This window comes from Paenibacillus planticolens (genome assembly GCF_013141725.1).
Taxonomy (GTDB): domain Bacteria; phylum Bacillota; class Bacilli; order Paenibacillales; family NBRC-103111; genus Paenibacillus_E; species Paenibacillus_E planticolens.
On sequence record NZ_WHNZ01000013.1, the window covers coordinates 95755 to 113496 of the forward strand.

19 protein-coding genes are annotated in these 17742 nt (G+C 44.3%); 2 read left to right on the forward strand and 17 right to left on the reverse strand.

From position 1 onward, the window contains the following. Nucleotides 1-191: 191 nt before the first annotated feature. Nucleotides 192-1088 carry a helix-turn-helix domain-containing protein gene (locus tag GC097_RS05445; RefSeq protein WP_171682338.1) on the reverse strand — a complete coding sequence of 299 codons (897 nt, stop codon included), beginning with the start codon at nt 1086-1088 and terminating at the stop codon, nt 192-194. 163 nt (nt 1089-1251) lie between these two features. On the opposite strand from GC097_RS05445, the gene GC097_RS05450 reads away from it, so the two are divergent. Beyond that, a complete protein-coding gene (locus GC097_RS05450) occupies nt 1252-1743 on the forward strand; it encodes a nuclear transport factor 2 family protein (protein WP_216625652.1) in 492 nt (163 codons plus the stop codon). 84 nt (nt 1744-1827) lie between these two features. On the opposite strand, the gene GC097_RS05455 is transcribed toward GC097_RS05450, so the two are convergent. Further along, complete coding sequence (locus GC097_RS05455; protein ID WP_171682339.1) at nt 1828-2394, reverse strand: YdeI/OmpD-associated family protein; 567 nt, start codon at nt 2392-2394, stop codon at nt 1828-1830. An 88-nt stretch (nt 2395-2482) separates the two neighbouring features. Next, complete coding sequence (locus GC097_RS05460; protein WP_171682340.1) at nt 2483-2947, reverse strand: VOC family protein; 465 nt, start codon at nt 2945-2947, stop codon at nt 2483-2485. Nucleotides 2948-3047: 100 nt separating this feature from the next. On the opposite strand from GC097_RS05460, the gene GC097_RS05465 reads away from it, so the two are divergent. After that, complete coding sequence (locus GC097_RS05465; RefSeq protein WP_171682452.1) at nt 3048-3959, forward strand: helix-turn-helix transcriptional regulator; 912 nt, start codon at nt 3048-3050, stop codon at nt 3957-3959. 20 nt (nt 3960-3979) lie between these two features. On the opposite strand, the gene GC097_RS05470 is transcribed toward GC097_RS05465, so the two are convergent. The 14 genes from GC097_RS05470 to GC097_RS34930 all read right to left on the reverse strand — a co-directional run bounded on the left by GC097_RS05470 (nt 3980) and on the right by GC097_RS34930 (nt 17703). Continuing rightward, the gene (locus GC097_RS05470) at nt 3980-4465 is read right to left on the reverse strand and encodes a hypothetical protein (RefSeq protein ID WP_171682341.1); all 486 of its coding nucleotides are present in this window, start codon (nt 4463-4465) and stop codon (nt 3980-3982) included. A gap of 672 nt (nt 4466-5137) precedes the next feature. Continuing rightward, the gene (locus tag GC097_RS05480; protein WP_171682342.1) at nt 5138-5587 is read right to left on the reverse strand and encodes an SRPBCC family protein; all 450 of its coding nucleotides are present in this window, start codon (nt 5585-5587) and stop codon (nt 5138-5140) included. 14 nt (nt 5588-5601) lie between these two features. After that, the gene (locus GC097_RS05485) at nt 5602-5976 is read right to left on the reverse strand and encodes an ArsR/SmtB family transcription factor (RefSeq protein ID WP_246293971.1); all 375 of its coding nucleotides are present in this window, start codon (nt 5974-5976) and stop codon (nt 5602-5604) included. Between the two features lie 109 nt (nt 5977-6085). Then, on the reverse strand, nt 6086-6727 hold the full coding sequence (locus GC097_RS05490; RefSeq protein ID WP_171682454.1) for an NAD(P)H-dependent oxidoreductase: 642 nt from the start codon (nt 6725-6727) through the stop codon (nt 6086-6088). A gap of 389 nt (nt 6728-7116) precedes the next feature. Beyond that, nucleotides 7117-7452 carry a cupin domain-containing protein gene (locus tag GC097_RS05495; protein ID WP_171682343.1) on the reverse strand — a complete coding sequence of 112 codons (336 nt, stop codon included), beginning with the start codon at nt 7450-7452 and terminating at the stop codon, nt 7117-7119. Nucleotides 7453-7468: 16 nt separating this feature from the next. Further along, entirely contained in the window at nt 7469-8461 is a 993-nt protein-coding gene (locus GC097_RS05500; RefSeq protein WP_246293989.1) for an ABC transporter ATP-binding protein, read from the reverse strand. Continuing rightward, nucleotides 8430-9446, reverse strand: a complete 1017-nt coding sequence (locus tag GC097_RS05505) for an ABC transporter ATP-binding protein (RefSeq protein ID WP_171682344.1) — start codon at nt 9444-9446, stop codon at nt 8430-8432. Before GC097_RS05505 ends, GC097_RS05500 begins: the two co-directional genes overlap by 32 nt. A gap of 45 nt (nt 9447-9491) precedes the next feature. Then, nucleotides 9492-10811: an aspartate aminotransferase family protein gene (locus GC097_RS05510; RefSeq protein WP_171682345.1), complete on the reverse strand. Its 1320-nt coding sequence runs from the start codon at nt 10809-10811 to the stop codon at nt 9492-9494. 13 nt (nt 10812-10824) lie between these two features. Continuing rightward, nucleotides 10825-12012 (reverse strand): hypothetical protein, encoded by a 1188-nt coding sequence (locus GC097_RS05515; protein WP_171682346.1) that lies wholly within the window; start codon nt 12010-12012, stop codon nt 10825-10827. Continuing rightward, nucleotides 12009-12956 (reverse strand): succinylglutamate desuccinylase/aspartoacylase family protein, encoded by a 948-nt coding sequence (locus GC097_RS05520; protein ID WP_171682347.1) that lies wholly within the window; start codon nt 12954-12956, stop codon nt 12009-12011. The genes GC097_RS05515 and GC097_RS05520 overlap by 4 nt, the downstream gene beginning before the upstream one ends. Before the next feature lie 25 nt (nt 12957-12981). Further along, complete coding sequence (gene nikC / locus GC097_RS34095) at nt 12982-13836, reverse strand: nickel transporter permease (RefSeq protein ID WP_171682348.1); 855 nt, start codon at nt 13834-13836, stop codon at nt 12982-12984. A gap of 15 nt (nt 13837-13851) precedes the next feature. Next, complete coding sequence (locus GC097_RS05530; protein ID WP_312875621.1) at nt 13852-14841, reverse strand: ABC transporter permease; 990 nt, start codon at nt 14839-14841, stop codon at nt 13852-13854. A 67-nt stretch (nt 14842-14908) separates the two neighbouring features. Then, nucleotides 14909-16528 (reverse strand): ABC transporter substrate-binding protein, encoded by a 1620-nt coding sequence (locus GC097_RS05535; RefSeq protein ID WP_171682350.1) that lies wholly within the window; start codon nt 16526-16528, stop codon nt 14909-14911. An 86-nt stretch (nt 16529-16614) separates the two neighbouring features. Then, nucleotides 16615-17703: a M24 family metallopeptidase gene (locus GC097_RS34930; RefSeq protein WP_171682351.1), complete on the reverse strand. Its 1089-nt coding sequence runs from the start codon at nt 17701-17703 to the stop codon at nt 16615-16617. Between the last annotated feature and the right edge of the window lie 39 nt (nt 17704-17742).

Genomic DNA, 17742 nt, shown 5'->3' on the forward strand with positions numbered 1-17742 from the left:
TATAGCTTCTCCTATCTTACGTTAGCTAATAACAAATTGGAACATGGTACGATACCTTCGATCGTTCATCCCGAGTGTGGGATGAACAATAATGCCCTCATCCTTGAGCTCGCTGGCAACCGTCAGCATCCTTATTGGCACAAAAAATAAAAGTCCGCCCCAGCCCAACTCTCAATCAACCCATACTCCCCTTATCCCTGAAAAACAGTATCTTCAGCAGCGCCACGATGCCTCATCACCGAAGGAGAAACCCCATACTTCTTCTTCCAAACCTTCGAGAAGTGCGATACATTCTCAAATCCTGTAGCCAAACAGACCTCCGTTATGGATATTCCGGAATGGGTTAGCAGTTCCTTCGCCTTCTCTAACCGACGGTTGCGAATCCAATGAAATGCAGGTTCATTATAGATCTTCCGAAATTCCCGTTTGAAGGTCGATAAGCTTTTGCCGGACAAATAGGCCAGATCCTGAAGCGATACGGGGTTTAGCAGGTTCTTCTCCACCACCTCAACAATGCTTGTCGGACGCTGCTGCCTCAGCTGCATAATTTGGTTCAATAACCCTTGATCCGCATCCAATATATCAAAAAGAAGCTCCAGCATTTTCAGCTTAATTAATTCGTCTTGAATGCCCTCCGGCTCTGCAAAATAGGGCTTGAGTGAAGCCGTATAGCTTAACAGGCGCTCATTCACCGGATGAACAGCAGCCGCGGCAGGCGATACAGACTCGGAAACAGGTAGACTGGATATTTTCATAAAATCATGAAGTAATTCATCCTTCAAAAAGAACATCATGTAATCCAATATATGCCTCGAATCCGCTTCCCCATACTTCTCATACTCAACGACGATTCCTTTATGCAAGAGCGCCATTTCGTTTTTCCTTACCGTATACTCCTGATCACCGTATCTGACAATGTAGACCCCTTCCAGAACAACTAATAGGACATGCTCCTGCAGATACATTCTCCCAGTCTTGATATCCGAATAGGCGCATGCCCCCATGACCGACAATCCTTTCATCTTCAAAAAGCCAACACTGGCTAGACTCTGAGGCATTTTCACAGCCTTTTTAATTACTGACCCCATTCGTCTCACTCCTTATCTTAATAAAAGATAACATGAAGTCACCATGGCAATCCAATAGGGAGTCGCTGGAATTCGAGGTCCGTTCAAATGAGCCGAATTGACAAACAAAATGAGCTGCATGACAAAGCTTTGATAACTCAGCTCGGTTACTATGAGGATAGACGTGACTATAAAAAAAGGTGATGAAAAAATGGAAAATGTGAAAATACGATCCCTAGAAGAAATTGCTGACCGTGATGCGATACGTGACCTCATTGATGCATATGCCTATTGTGCAGACACGAGGGATGCTGAAGGTCAAATGGCACTATTTACGGAAGATACTCTTTTTAGAGTATTTATGGATGAACGTCAGGCGGAACCCTCCCAAATCGTTACTAGTAGGAAGGAATTAGCGCCTATTTTTGATAACTTAAATACGTATGTCTCCACCATGCATGTTAATGGCCAAAGTAAGATCATCTTGTCTGGTGATACGGCAGTTGGGACAACCTATTGTTTTGCTCATCATTTAACCATTGACGGCGATGGCAAGAAATTAATGGTAGCAGCTATAAGGTATAACGACGAATTCATAAAAATGAATAATCAGTGGTTTTTCAAAAAAAGAGATCTCAAGGTTGCTTGGGTTGAAACTAAACCTCTAAATAGCTAAAAGCCCCTTGCGCCATTTTGGCTTGAGGCTCCGTTGATGTGAAGGAATTGAGGATGGAAAGATTAAACTACTATCTTCCCATCCTTACTCCTCTAGGCGTCCATTATCATTCCATTGACCGTACATTTTGTTCTCTCTCGTATTTGTTATGAATTTGTCCAATCTGCTCTTAAACAATTCTGGCTGATGCTTAATGCTTTGTATCGTGTCGATTCGAACTCTTTTATAAAGATCCGGAAATGCCATGAAATTATCATACACTTGCTTTTCCTCTTTCAGCCTTTGCTCTATCTCTTCATCTATTCTAAAAGAATTGTGATCCATATCAGGAAGAACCCTTCTTCCTGCGTCTCTCATTAACCCCAACTTTTCGAGGCGGCGGACACGTTCTTTATTTAATTCCGTCCACGAACTTTTTTTACTTCTTGGAGACAACCTCTGAGCCAGCTCCGTTTCAGAAATTTTCTTTTTCACTCCATCGATCCATCCAAAGCACAAAGCTTCCTCGACCGCGTCCAAATATAACAACATATTAGGGGTAGGCGTCATACTAACCACGACCCAGCAAGACTTTTTCGTCTTTCCATTTTCCTGCAGCCAAAGCCTCACATCTTCTCTCGATTTTGCTGGAATCAGATTTTCAATTTCCATAGATAAGATACACGTCCTTTCTAAATTTTCTAAGTAAAATATACGTGAAAAAATGGTCTTCAATTGCAAGACCATTTTTGTGATTGAGTTACTTTTTGTTGGAAATGACTTTATCAAGAAACTTATCTGCGTCACTATTGAATTTCCACGAAATCCCGAACTTATCAACCAGCATTCCAAAGCACGAAGACCAAGGAGTATTGGATAACGGCATGATAACATAGCCACCAACCGATACATGATTAAAGTATTCTTCCAGTTTTTGTTTATCATCGATGACTAGACTAATCAGTACATTATTTCCTTTCACCAACTCACCTGTTACCGTCTTCATAGAAGGCAAAATATCCGACATCATGATTTTCCCGCCTGCGAATTCTATGGAAGACTCCATAATCATATTTAACTCATTTTCTGGCAGTGGATAGTTTGGATCTTGTGGGATATCGCTAAATTTAACTTTTTTTACTTCCGTTGCACTTAAAGCCTCCGAATAAAATTCAATCCCTTGTTCTGCATTTCCATCAAAGTTTAAATATACAATAGCTGACATAAAGCAATACCTCCTTTTTGTGATAAATGTAGTATAATCTACAAAAGGTGACAGCTTAATGTCACCATTCTTAAATAAAGTAGAAATAAGAGGAGGACATATGGACAAGGTTGAGAGACTTATTTCTATCATCATGATATTGCTGAAAAAAAATATCGTTTCAGCAACAGAATTCGCCCAATTATTTAACGTTTCCAAAAGAACTATTCTTCGCGATATGGAAACACTGAGCTTATCAAACATCCCGATCTACTCTATCAATGGAGTGCATGGTGGCTACGGTATTATGGATGAATACAAGGTTGATAAACGTCTTTTAAGCAGCTCCGACTTAGAAAATATATTAACTGCGCTCGGCGGATTGGAACAAATTCTAATTAGCGAAGAAGTTGAAATTACGATAAGAAAAATAGAGGCGATGATTAGCCCATTGTCTCTGGAAAATTCAATTCAACTGTCATTTTATGCTTGGGAGGGTCGGTCTGAGATTATTCACACCTTGAAGATCTGTCAAGAATCCATATTAAAGCGAAGGTTAGTTTCATTTGATTATATAGATAAAAATGGCACCACGACGAATCGAATTGTCGAGCCCTATCAGCTTCATTTTAGCGAAACGAGTTGGTATCTGAAAGGATTCTGTTTACATCGTATGAAGTATAGAACGTTTAAATTATCTCGGATCGATAAGCTTAATATGGATGAAAAAACATTTAACCCTAGGGAATTTTTAGTAGAACAAGAACGCGAAGCAAGTTATCAACCGCAACTAGTCGCTATTCAGGCATTGATTTCCCCTAGCATCAAAGATCAATTCATTGAAAGGTACGGTCGAAAAAGTATTGAAACCTATAGTTCTGAATTTTTATTAGCAACAATTCATGTCCCTCAAAACAGTACGGGTTTTCAATTTTTAGCAAGTTTCGGCACAAACCTAAAAATCGTAGAGCCCCAAACCTATGTTGAAGACTTTCGAAATTATTTAAAAGAAATGATGGATAGATATTGCTGAAAAGATCTGATTACCCGCCGTTACTCTGCATGCAGAATCTTCAAAATTTTTGGTTTGTCTAGTACAACCCACTGATTTAATTCATCGTAATCTTTCACTATAGCTCTTACTACATGTCTTGGGCAAAGCCACTCTTTAGGTGTATTCTGACTACATTCGTGATAATCAGCAACTCCAATAGCATTATATTTAAAGATATTCACAATAACACCATGAGGCAAGAAACATTCAATGTACCCCTCAATCTCCTTTCCAATTGGAAGTGCAGTTTTTGTATGCTTCCAATCGTCGTTAAAAGCTTTAAGATAATTAGACCATACTTTTTCAAATTCATCTTCCGTTATTCGTATATAGTGCGGGTCATTGTCATCAATTTCTTTATCTGCTAATGAAAAATGATAGGTTTCATGCTTTCGATTTGAAGCAATGTAACTACCATCATCATTAATAATAATCTGCCTGAAAGCTGTCCCTTCCTCGTCGACCTCAAAATACCATGTATCCATATTCGAGAATGCTTTAAGATATTTCAAATCACTTCTCTCTCCTTCCTTAAAATCGTGCTTTTAATTGTATCGTTCAAGTCTATTTCTTAATTTGGCGATTCCTTTTGCAAGTTCTTCACGATTCTTTCCACTCTTCATCCAGTTAGGAAGCCTACTTGCCAAGCTCTGATTTTTATTTGGAAGTGTTTCACGCAAAGATGAATTGATATACATGTCCAAAAAATCTAAATGATGTTTATTATATGCCCACAGTAATTTTCCACAACAATTCGTCCGTAACCAAAGATTCAAGCCCATAAAAGTTCCATTTCCCCATGTAAATAAATTCTTTCTCCTGCATCTCTAAATCTTGAATGAGTCATAAAATTTACTCCCTCTGCAATCTTTAGAAATCATTCTTTGTTGCTATCTTAGCGGTTCACCAAAAACTACATGAAAGTGCAAATGCTTGGAATCCTGATATTTACCTAGATTAGTAAGCACACGACATGACACGACGTTCGCCAAATTCTGCTGTCACATTATTATATCACCTAATTTACAAATTCAGGATAATAGTCTGGCGAGATTGAATTTGCTATTAACAAAAAAAAGCCCTCTAAAAAGGGCTTTTCAACATCTAGCATAACATCTAGCATTGTTATCGTATCGATACTAATAATTCGGAACACATCAATTAAAATAGCTGTACAAGCCGCCTTCTAAAGAATTTGTCCAACTATTATTGTGTTTTTTCGCTTCTTTCATCGTGGAGAACTCGGAATGCGTAATCACAAGCTCCGTCTTATTGTCCTTACCGACAAAGTCAATCGTAACAAGCGTTTCCTCCGAATCGTCTCCTTCATTCACCCACTTCCAAGTAAACGATAGCTTTTCATGCGGAACGATCTCAACATATCGACCTTCTAAAGTATGAACCTTGCCATTCGGAGCTTTCATATGAAAAAGGTATTTCCCTCCAACTGAAACGTCCATTTGTCCGATTGTCGTCGTAAAGCCTACTAGCCCCCACCATTGCTTTAACTGTTCTTCCTTCGTCCAAGCCAAGAACACTCTTTCCTTGCTCGCGTTGTATACGTGATGAAGCTTAAGGAAAAATTTCTCATCCTGCATTGATATCATGAATAGTGCCTCCGTTAGTCTTCTTTAGATTGATTATCCAAAAAATGTTCAAGGTTAAACACTTGCGCAGTCCAAAACTTCCTCAAGTCCATTAACCACTCGTGAGCATTGTCCACTACATTTGGATTTAGATAATAATACCGATACGTTCCTTCCTTTCGAACTGAAACTAAGCCAGCCTTTTCCAACACCTTCAGGTGTTTAGAAACGGCTGGCAGTGACATCTCAAAAGGCTTAGCCAAATTCATGACTGTCATCTCTCCAACGGCTAAACGTCTTATGATTTCTCTTCTCGTCGGATCAGAAAGCACTTGGAAAACATCATTTAATATCTCATCGTTATATTTAACCATACGTTTAAGTTTATGTAGATTTTTATCTAATGTCAAGCAGATATACCCTCAATTTCCAATTAGGTAGACAGCGCGATGCACGTAAAAAAGAGCCACACGGATCAGGGTTGGATACCTCAATCTCGTTGGCTCTTGTATGTAGCAGTTAGAAGCACAGAGCAACTTCGCGCGCTTGTTGAACTGCATTTTCTTTAATCTCTGAGGCATGATCGGGATTTACAGCCATACCTTCAACGAAGATGCTCTCAAAGCTAGGAACCTCAAAAAACTCCATTATGGCATTCAGGTGGCGATGCCCCATTTCAAAGTCCGCAAGAGCTGAGCCAGGTGATAATACACTTCCACTTGCTTGAATGTGAACCGCCTTTTTATCTCTCAGCAAACCAACTCGACCTATACCCGAAACATATTTGAAGGTTTTACCTGCAACGCAAATAGAGTCAATATATGCTTTCATAACAGGCGGAAATGAATAATTCCATATCGGATTTACAAATATATACTTATCTGCAGCAACGAATTGATCAACCAGTTCAACTAGACGACCTACTTTCGTTTTTTCTGCATCGTTCAATTTATCAAAACCACTGCCCGCCCCAAGCTTGCCCCAACCGCTAAAAACATCGGCATCAAGTTCAGGAATATCCATTTTATATAAATCAAGATGTATAACTTCATCGTATGGATTTGCGGATCGGTAAGCCTGAACGAATTCTTTTCCTACTGCCATGCTATATGATGTTTCATGATCATTCGGATTTGCTGTGATATATAATACGACTGCCATAATTAAATTACCTACCTTCAATTTTTTTAGGGAATAATCGTTAAAAAAACAAAGCCATAAACTTTTGTGACACGTCATAAACATTTTCTCCAAATCGTCTCCTTCATCCCACCAACTTCCCATTAAACGATAGCTTAACAATCAAGAGCACAATCAGTAATTTAATTAAAATATTATTTAACCGTTTGGTTATTTAACTAATAAGTTGAATATATAGCGGTTTTTATTTATTGTCAAGCTGAAACAGATCAAAGAGGAGCATGTCGGTGTTCAAGCTACTATATCGGACATATGTATTACCTTTACATTAAATAAAAAGGAACTGCCGAGGCAGCTCCTTATCTGTGTATACAATATTTTTATTAAGCTATCTATTTGATTCCGATTCACTACCGCCTCACAAGCACCCAAATCAAATGACATTCCTCATCACCCGGATTGTATACGGCATGGGCTTCGCCCGCCGGAATGAAGGCTGCATCTCCCGCACAAAGACTATACGCTTGATCCCCGATTGTGGTCGTCATCTGCCCCTTCACAACAATTGAATATTCATCCTCGTCGTGCGGTACTAAACCGCTTAAAGGCAGCCGAGCTTTTGGAGGCAGAACGAGCTTCCCGAAACGGCTCCTCCCTCCTTCGACAAGGTCAAATGGAAACAAGGTCTTTAGTTCAACGGCGGGAATGGGTTCGGCAGGAATGGAATTGCTGTGAACGATGATCATACTTTCTCACTCCTTTTCAATAAAGATGACACGCCACGTACTGACCAGGCTTCCATTCTTTTAACTCCGGGGATACACTTTGGCATATATCCATGCAGCTCACACAGCGAGTACGAAACGAGCAACCTGAAGGTGGTGCGCTGGGACTAGGCACATCTCCCCGCAAAATGATTCGTTCTCGGCTTGAACTTTCATGAACCTGAGGTACCGCTGACATTAAAGCCATCGTATAGGGGTGTTTCGGACTATCAAATAACGTCTTTTTGTCGCCCAGTTCCACAATTTTGCCTAAATACATAACGGCCACGCGATCTGAAATATGCTCCACTACGGACAAGTCGTGAGAAATAAACATATACGTCAAGGAATATTGCTCCTGCAAATCCTGGAGCAGGTTAATGACCTGGGCTTGGATGGAAATATCTAGCGCAGAAACCGGCTCATCGGCGATAATAAGCTTTGGGTTCAGCACCAAAGCCCGCGCAATGCCAATCCGCTGCCGCTGCCCGCCGCTAAACTCGTGAGGATAGCGGTTCATATAACTTGAGTTCAAGCCTACATTCTCCAGCAGTTCAGTCAATCGATCTTCCCTTTCTCCCTTATTCATCACACCGTTGACCTTCATCGGCTCGAGCAATGTTCGCTTTATCGTCCATTTCGGATTCAATGACGCGTAGGGATCTTGGAAAATCATTTGGATATGTTTGCGCACATCCCTTAGTTCGTTTGAAGAAAGGTTTGTGAGCTCGCGTCCTTCAAAATGAATCGATCCTTCTGTCGCTTGCAGAAGACGGATCACAAGACGGGCCATCGTAGATTTCCCACAGCCACTTTCTCCTACGATTCCAAGCGTTTCTCCTCTTCTGATATGGAAGTCAACACCGTCGACGGCTTTTACAGCCCCAACTTGCCTGGAAAAAACGCCTTTTTTAATCGGGTAATGTTTCTTTAACCCTTTAACCTCTAGAATCCGATCGTCAGGAGATTCCAATCTCATTGCGTTGTGCATCAAGTGAATCCCCTCCCTTCTCAATTAACCAGCATGCGGCCTGATTAGGCGCTCCATTGTCGATCAAAGGAGGGATTTCATGGTGACATCGCTCCATGACCGAAGCGCAGCGGCCTGCAAAACGGCACCCTTTTCCCCATTGACTTGGAGGCGGGACCTGCCCTGGGATGAAATGAAGCCGACGCTCTCCCTTCGCATGCTTCGGAAGGGAAGCCAACAAGCCTCTCGTGTACGGGTGCTGCGGGCGATCGAGAATGTCTCGAACGGGCCCCTGCTCCACAATTCTCCCCGCATACATGACGATAACACGATCGCATACTTCGGATACGACGCCAAGATCATGAGATATGAGCATCATCGACATCCCGTTTGCTTGCTGAAGCTCTCTCATCAGCTCTAGAATTTGCGCTTGGATCGTTACGTCGAGCGCGGTGGTTGGCTCATCGGCGATCAACAGCTCCGGCTTGCAAGCCATGGCCATTGCGATCATGACTCTTTGTCGCATCCCTCCGGACAATTGATGCGGGTGGGCCTTTATGATTTCCTCCATGCGCGGAATGCCAACCATTTGGAGCAGCTCTATCGTCCGCTCGCGAATTTGCTTTTTGTTCATCTTCGTATGGACGGAAAGGGCCTCGCCAATCTGATTGCCGATCGTATAAACGGGATTCAGCGAAGTCATCGGTTCTTGGAATATCATTGAAATTTGATTGCCTCGAATCTGCCTGAGCTGCTTGTTACTCATAGAGAGCAGGTTCGTCCCCTTGAACTTAATCTGTCCATGGCTCACTTTGCCGGGATGTTTGATCAGACCCATAATCGACAAAGACGTAACGCTTTTCCCACAGCCAGACTCTCCTACTACCCCAAGTGTCTCGCCTCTTCTGATCTGGAATGAGATCCCGTCTACAGCATGAAAAGATTGATGATTGGACTGGAATGTAGTCGTTAAACCTTGTACCTCCAGCATAACCTCATGATCCATCTTCCTCTTCCTCTCCGAAGGCTTTCTGTCAGGATGTCCCCATCGTTAGCATTGCAAGGAATCCGTCCGGATCGTCGCCAAACTTTGGTCCATGCAAGTAAGCAGCGTTTCCACTACCGCATCGTCATGTGCCATGGAAATCGCATGATGGAGCAAATAATTTGGCGAGCAGTAAATTCCTTTAGCAGCAAATTCCTTGATGAACTGCGCGTAATGTTCTTTATTCGTCGCCGCCGCTTCCCGATAATTGGTTGGCTGCTTTTCGGAGAAATACCAATGGAAGTGCCCGCCTCTACCTTTAATTACTGCCGGCACACCGTGCTTTTTCGCCAAATGATCAAACTCGCTGATTAAGCTGTTTGTACGTCGCTGTAAGGTCTCAAACACTTGCTGCTCCTCGTATAGCTCCATAAATGCCATGGAAGCGGCAAGAGAGACTTGATGACCGTTAAACGTTCCAATATAGGAGCATGTTCCTTTACCTGGCGTGACCGTATCAAATATTTTCTCTTTGCCGGCTATTGCAGCCAGCATATAACCGTTAGCAATCGCTTTGCCGAACGTAGCGAGGTCTGGGGTTACTCCGTAATACTCTTGCGCACCACCTGGAGCGTCACGGAATCCGGTTAGCAGTTCGTCAAACACTAGAACGATATTCAACTGATCGCACAGACGACGAAGCCCTTGCAGATATTCCTTTTTAGCAGGAATATAACCGATGTCAATCATGGTTGGCTCCAAGATTAGAGCTGCGATTCGATCTTGATTATCTGTCAGCAGCTTTTCGGCAACAGCCAGATCATTGAACGGAATGACAAGCGTGCTTTCCACGACTTCCTTCATCAGCCCTGACGTACCAGGCAGGGATTTCGGCGCTTCGTGCTCACCCGCTTTCATTAGATCCGGCCATGTGCTCACGTAGACGGCATCATGCCAGCCATTATAGGCCCCCTCAATAACGGCAACATGGGGCTTGCCCGTATAAGTCCTCGCCATCAGCATCGTATGCATTGTCGCTTCAGTGCCAGTATTCGTATAGCGGACTCGTTCCGCAGTTTTCACAATGGATAAAAACTTTTCAGCCGCCTGAATGCTCAGCTCGGTTTCCAATCCTGTTACAATGCCGCTAGACATGTAATGGGCCATTCTTTCGTTAAATGCTTGATCATTGTGGCCAAAAATAATGGCGCCGTTCCCCATAATGCAGTCAATGAAACGGTTGCCGTCTACGTCCCATACCATCGCTCCGTCTGCTTTTTTATAGTAAAGCGGGTGCGGGTTGCGAAATCTCGAATTCGAATGCACGCCGCCAGGTACGCTGGAATTAGCTCTTTCGTATAGCTCTTTGGATACTGAATAATTCATATTTGACACCTCTTTATTCAAATTGTTTAACGGTATCGGCGGAGAGCATGTTCGTGTACAGGAATTGATAGAATCGACTTCTTTCAGTCGGTGATACCCGATTGTAGATGTCGGCAACCGCTTCTTGACCTCGCCAATAGCTGTAAATAAAAGGTGCTCTCAATGTATGTGTAATAAATCGGAGACGAGTGGCAATCCAATCGTCATCGCCGAAAGCAAATTGCTTCAGGAAGTCCCTTACGTCCTCTAAAGGTTTGTTCTCACAATGAATCATATGAGCAGCATTGAGGCCGGCGATGGAACGAATCTGCTGATATATTTTGTAACAGAGGTCATCTTTGGTAGCAGCCCAATCAATGAAATGAATACCGTTATCAGCGATTCCCTCGAAAACGGAGCTGCTGGCTGTATTCGTAATAACTAGCGCAGCATCGAGAGGCAGCTCGCCTGCTTGAACACCCAATTCGCGAACTCGTATATGTGTCGTGTGTCCAGGGTAACACTCATGCGTCACCAGGTGCTTCAAGCCCTCGTACGTGTAAGACAAACTGCCATTCAAGTTCATTTTGCCATTTACATAATCGCAGTAAGCGTTATAAGGAACGCCGTAGACGAGTACGGGCGCTACTTCGACATCTTCAATCTGTGGAAACATGGTTTGCACGACCCGTTCCTTGCCAGCGGCCAATAGCTCTTTCAGCACGGACTCAACCTCACCGTTAGGAACGTGACGCGCCATTAACCAAGCACTTACTTTTTCGGACAAAGTCCCCTTGTACCCATTGTCAGCAAGAGCTGCATCCAATTTTCGATGTAAATGGTTCCTCTCTGAGACGGATACGGGATTCTCATTGACGTAAAGAAACCGTCTTACTTTTTCGCGAAAAGGAATTTGTAACCCGGAGCACCAATCGACTAATCCGAGCAAAGAACCGATTTGCTGCTGCATATAATTTCTGCGCGTTTCACTAACGATGCCCGCATACTGTCTGCCAAGGTCATGCAGATCGTCGGTTACTTGACGCCAATCCGAATACGGACGTGCGACCTCTTGGGTAAGATTGATCGGCACCAAGCCTTCGCGGTCGAAGGAAGCTTCCTTGCTATCCCCCTTCTCCGAGCGGTAAAGTTGATCCATCCCGAGCACAATCTGCGCGTAGGACTCAGACAATTTGAGGTCAACCGGGTCCCATTTCATCATAGGGTAGACTCGCCTTCTGCGGTATCCAAGTTGCCAATCATGAAGCCGTAGTCGCCTGGATTTACTTTTTGAACCAAGCCGCGCATTAAAATAACGATGTTTCGCTCAAAAGGAGTATGGATCACCTCTAGCTCTTCAAAGGTTTGAGGGTTATAAGTACGTGATAAAACTTGCTTGCCTTCAATAATGGAACCTACAGCGCTGAAGTCGAATTCAGGCACCATGACGCCCCCTTGGCGAGGTCGAATAATTTTGATTTCGGTTACCACAGTCTGCTTTGGAGGCGCAACAACTGGTTCAGGAATCATTTCCAAATGGCGCATACAATTCAATATGCCTTCAACCCCACGTTCGATATCCTTCTCAAAGTTTGGACCGCCGCCTACCTCAACCGTTACGCTAGGAATTCCTTTCGCTGCCGTATAGGTGACCGTAGTTCCTTCATAAGACTGGGAAGGACGATACAGCAAAGGGAAATTAAACGCTCTGGACAACGCTTCATCATTCTGAATATAGACGTAATCCACAATAGGAACGGCGCCGCCAGCGTGCAAATCAATATAAGCATCCAGCGTGCTAAGGAAATTTTCCACAATCGAATGTGCAAGCTGCTCGGTCACCCAGCCGTCCGGGTCGCCAGGGAATACGCGGTTCAAGTTCGTCATATCGAGAGGTGTATTTCGTGTCAACGATTCAAAGGCAAGCTGGTTAGCGACGGGTAATATTTTTACCGTTCCGGACAACTTTTGCTCATCAATACGCGCTGCAACTCGTCTCAAAATCTCCGCGCCGATAATCTCATCGCCATGAATGACCGCGGACAAGCCTAGAACTGGCCCCGGTTGCTTGCCGTGGATTGTATGGATGGGAAGCGTCACCTTGACCCCATTGGATAGGTGCGTGACAACAACCTCATTGAATTCGCGAGTTCCTGCTTTGCTCATCTCTTAGTTCCTCCTGTATATCCGGCTATTTGTTTTTCAGTTTCGTGTCTGTCAAATCACGCAACCCGTCACCCAGCAAATTAAATCCGAGTACGGTTATCATTATGGCAATACCGGGATAGATCGACATGAAAGGAGCTTCCCCGAAAAATTTCATTCCAAACGACAATGTCCACCCCCAGCTTGACTCCGGCGGCTGGATACCTAAGCCAAGAAAGCTTAGCGTCGCTTCTGCAACAATCGCCTGACCCAGTCCAAGCGTAGCAACGACAATTATCGGCGCCAAGCAGTTCGGCAAGATGTTGAAGAAGATAATGCGGAAATCGCTGGAACCAATCGTTCGAGCGGCTTGAATATACTCTTCTTCCTTAACGATGAGCACGTTGGCGCGCACAATCCGGGCATAGCTGGTCCAATAAATAAGCCCTAGCGCAATAATGACGTTTTTGATTCCCGGACCAAGCGCAGCGACAAAAGCAATGGCTAGCAATAGCACCGGAAAGGATAGCACGATGTCGACGAAGCGCATAATCATCGTGTCGATCCATCCTCCGTAGTAGCCGGAAATCAAGCCTAAAGTCACTCCGATGACGAGGGCAACGACGACTGCGATGAAACCAACCTCCAATGAAACTCTCGCACCGTATATGATTCGGGTATATAAGTCTCTTCCGAATTGGTCCGTTCCTAGCAGATGTCCTCCTTGTAAAGGCTTGACTAGCCGATCTTGGACGACCATTTCATAAGGATCATGGGTAGCAAGCAGAGGAGCGAAGATCGCCGTAAGGATGACAATACTAACGATTATTGCCCCGACTAGGGCTCCTTTGCTTCTTGTTACTGTCGAAAACCATACTCTAGTACTTACTTGTGGATGCACGAGCCTCCCTCCTTATTATTGCTGAATTTTCGGGTTTACGACGGCGTATAAAATATCCACAATAAGGTTGGTTATGGCGAACATGAAGGCGACTACGAATACCGTTCCTTGAATGACGGGAAAATCGCGCTGGCTTATTGCCGTAATAGCAAGGCGTCCGATTCCTGGCCAGGCAAAAATCGTTTCGGTCACAATAGCCCCGCCGAGCATCCCTCCGAACTGCAGACCTACAATGGTGATAACCGGAATTAGCGCATTGCGGAACGCATGCTTCATAATAACTTTAAACGTACTGACTCCCTTAGCTTCAGCCGTCCGCACATAATCCTCCTTCAGCACCTCCAACATGGTGGACCGCACCATTCGGGTGATCAGTGCAGCGCTCGTAATACCTAATGTAAATGCCGGAAGGAGCAGCTTTTTCAAGCTAAACACCAAGTCGTACACGTTCCCGGTCGAGACCGCCGTCTCCAACGCTTCTGTTAGCGGCTCTCCTCGCCCGAATGATGGAAGCCAGTTCAATTGAACAGAGAATGCGATAATGAGCAGCATCCCCATCCAGAACACCGGCATGGATACGCCAATTTGTGCAAAGAACATATTGGCATAGTCCAGCCACGAAAATTGCTTAACCGCCGATAGGATGCCAAGCGGAATGGCAATAAGCAGCGCAATGATCATTGCCGCAATAGCTAATTCCAGCGTGGCCGGCAAATGGGTCATGATTAACTTGGATACCGGTTCATCTTGAAAGATAGAACGGCCTAAATTGCCTGTTGCCAGATGCTTCAAAAAAACGAACAACTGAACATATAGCGGCTCGTTTAAGCCTAGAATATTGCGTAATCGCTCAACTTCACTCGGCGGCGCGTCCTGACCGAGCAAGACTAGCGCTGGATCTCCCGGAATCATATGAAGCAGAAAAAATACAATGACTGAAATGCCTAAGAGTACCGGAATTAGTTGCAGCATTCGCTTGCCTACGTAAGTTGCCAACAAGCCCACTCCTTCCACAAGATTACCTTGAAGAAGGAGAGATTCCACAGTGAAAGGAATCCCTCCTTCCCCGCTTTTACTTCTTGATCACAACGTCCTTCAGACTATACATGCTGCCTTTCGGATGCGCTTTAAACCCTGATACATTGTTATTAAAGACGACGTAGTAGCCTTGATACAGCAGAACGTCGTAAGCAACTTCATCCGTTACGATTTTGGCTGCCTCTTGGTAAATTTTTGTACGCTCGCCCTGATTCAGCGTCGTTCTTCCTTTTTCCAGCAATTCGTCCACTTTCGGGTTCACATATTTCCCATAGTTATTGCCGCTTTTCGAATTGAACTTGTCGTACATCGCTTTATCCGGATCTGTTAGATTCAACCAGCCCAACAAGGCGATATCGAACTTCTGTGCAAGCAGATTGGCGCTTAATGTAGCGAATTCAGTCGTCGATACTTTTGTATCAATTCCCACTTTTTTGAACTCATTTTGCAAGTATTCCACAGCTTGCATCCGGTTCGGATCTTCCGTGTGCGTGGATAAAGTAATCGTCAGCTTTGTACCGTTTTTATCCAAAATACTATCTCCATCCGAGTCCTTCCATCCCGCTTCCGCTAAAAGCGCCTTCGCTTTGGCTGGATCGTATGGATAGCCGGCAATGCTATCCGTATAAGCCCAAGAAGGAGGAATTAGAGGCGATTTACCCGGTTTATCCATACTTTGATACAACTTCTCTGAGATCGTATTTTTGTCAACCAGATAAGCAATCGCCTGACGTACCTTTACATCGGACAAAATCGGATTGGTCGTGTTAAAGTTCAAATATGTAAAACCTAGACCTTCGGTTGAGATGACGGTGAAATCTTTCTTCGACTGCATAGTTTTAATATCCTGAGGCGAAAGCGGCGTATGAACCAAATCAATATCCTTTGCTTGCAGCGCAGATACGCGAGTTGTATTATCGGGAATAATGTAATAAGTCACTTTCTTCGTCTTTGGAGCGCCGCCCCAGTATTTGTCGTTAGCTTCAAAGCTAATTTTGCTGTTCTTATCCCATTTTGTGAACTTATACGGGCCTGTTCCAATCGGCTTCGTAGACAGCGAGTCATCTTTCTTCTCGGCGATATGCTTAGGTACGATTCCAATATCCATGTAGCTCAGAAGAGGTGCATACGGCTGCTTTAGCGTAAATTTAACTGTAGACTCGTTCACTACCTCAACCTTGGAGATTGGCGAAAACAAGCTGGCATTTGGCGCCTTGAAGCTAGGATCGATTAACGTGTCGAATGTATACTTCACATCTTCGGCAGTGAAAGGTGTATTGTCGTGGAACATAACACCCTTGCGCAAAGTAAATATCCATGTGACCGGATCGGGATTTTCCCATTTTTCGGCAAGTGCCGGCTGAGGCTCCAGTTTGCTTGACATCACGATAAGGCCGTCATAAATCAGTTCCGCCGATCTTACAGCAGTAGTGTCCCGAGCCAGCCTTGAATCTAAAGTGCCCGCATCGACGTCCAGCCCTACTCTGATTTCATCAGCGCTGGCCTGTGTCGATTGCGCTGCTTGTGTTGACTGTGCCGATGATGTTGATTGTGCCGAATCCTTCGGCGTCGTCTCTTGATACGTGCATCCAGTCAATGTAAGACCTGCAATTAAAAGCATCGATACGAACGAACCGAACCCTTTTTTAGCCATGACCCACACTTCTCCTCTCATTTGTTCCAGATCTTCTCAGACATTCCATTCGCGCCTTGCTGCAATACCCGTCAAACGTTCCTTGCTCAATGTATATCGAAATAGGTCACCTCTTTCGGGCTTCGAGTAAGGAGTTCGCACCCATTGCTCGTCACCGCTACAATATCCTCTATGCGGATTCCGAATTCGTCAGGCAAATAAATCCCTGGTTCCACACTGAATACCATTCCCTCCTGGATTTCATCCTGATTATTGCGATGGAGGAACGGCCCTTCATGCAGCTCTAGTCCCAACCCGTGGCCGGTGCGATGTGTAAAATAGCGATCGTAGCCCCATTTGGTAAACTCTCGTCGAATCGAAAGATCGATCTCGGCAAATGATACGCCGGGCTTCACGAGGCTAATAGCTTGCTCCTGTGCAAATTGTACGATTTTATAAATTTCTTCGAAGCGGCTGTTCGGTTTCCCATAAAACAACGTTCGCGTAATATCCGAGCAATAGTGTCTGAACAGTCCCCCCATATCGATTACAACGGCCTGGTCCGGGAGCAAAACTGTATCACCCAATTCGTGATGTGGATTTGCGCTGTTTCGGCCAAAACCAATAATGGGCTTAAAAGAAAGCTCACTAACCTGATGCTCCCCAAAAAAGCTGCGGATCGTCTCCGCCACTTGCATTTCTGTTGCAGGAAGATGCTGCAACTGAATGACTTGATGCATAACCGCGTCCGCAATTCGAGAAGATTGCTGCAAAATTTGAATTTCCTCTGCATCTTTAATCTCACGCAGCTTTTCTACAACCGTGCTTTTCCTAATTTCAAGAGACGGCTTCAAGCTCATGGTGTCGATCAGAAAATGGCTAGGCCAGCTCTGATCAACGCCAAGCACCTTATTCCTCAAGCATGAGCCGAGCAGACGGATTGGATCATCCTCGTCTTTCCAAACGAGCAATTCAATCCCCTGCGGCAGCGTAAGTTGACCGACGAACATTTCATGAATAATGAGCTTAGGCGGAGCATTCAGATCAAGCAGCAAACAGCTCAATCTTTCACCCGTGTTAATCGCTTGCCCAGTTAAATAGTACATATTGTACTTTGAACTGACCAGAAGATGCCCGATCTCCGCCCCTTGCATAAGCTGCAAGCACTTTTTCACACGATCTGTAAACACATTCACTCGAATAATCCCCTTTCGTCCATCCTGATCTGTCCTATC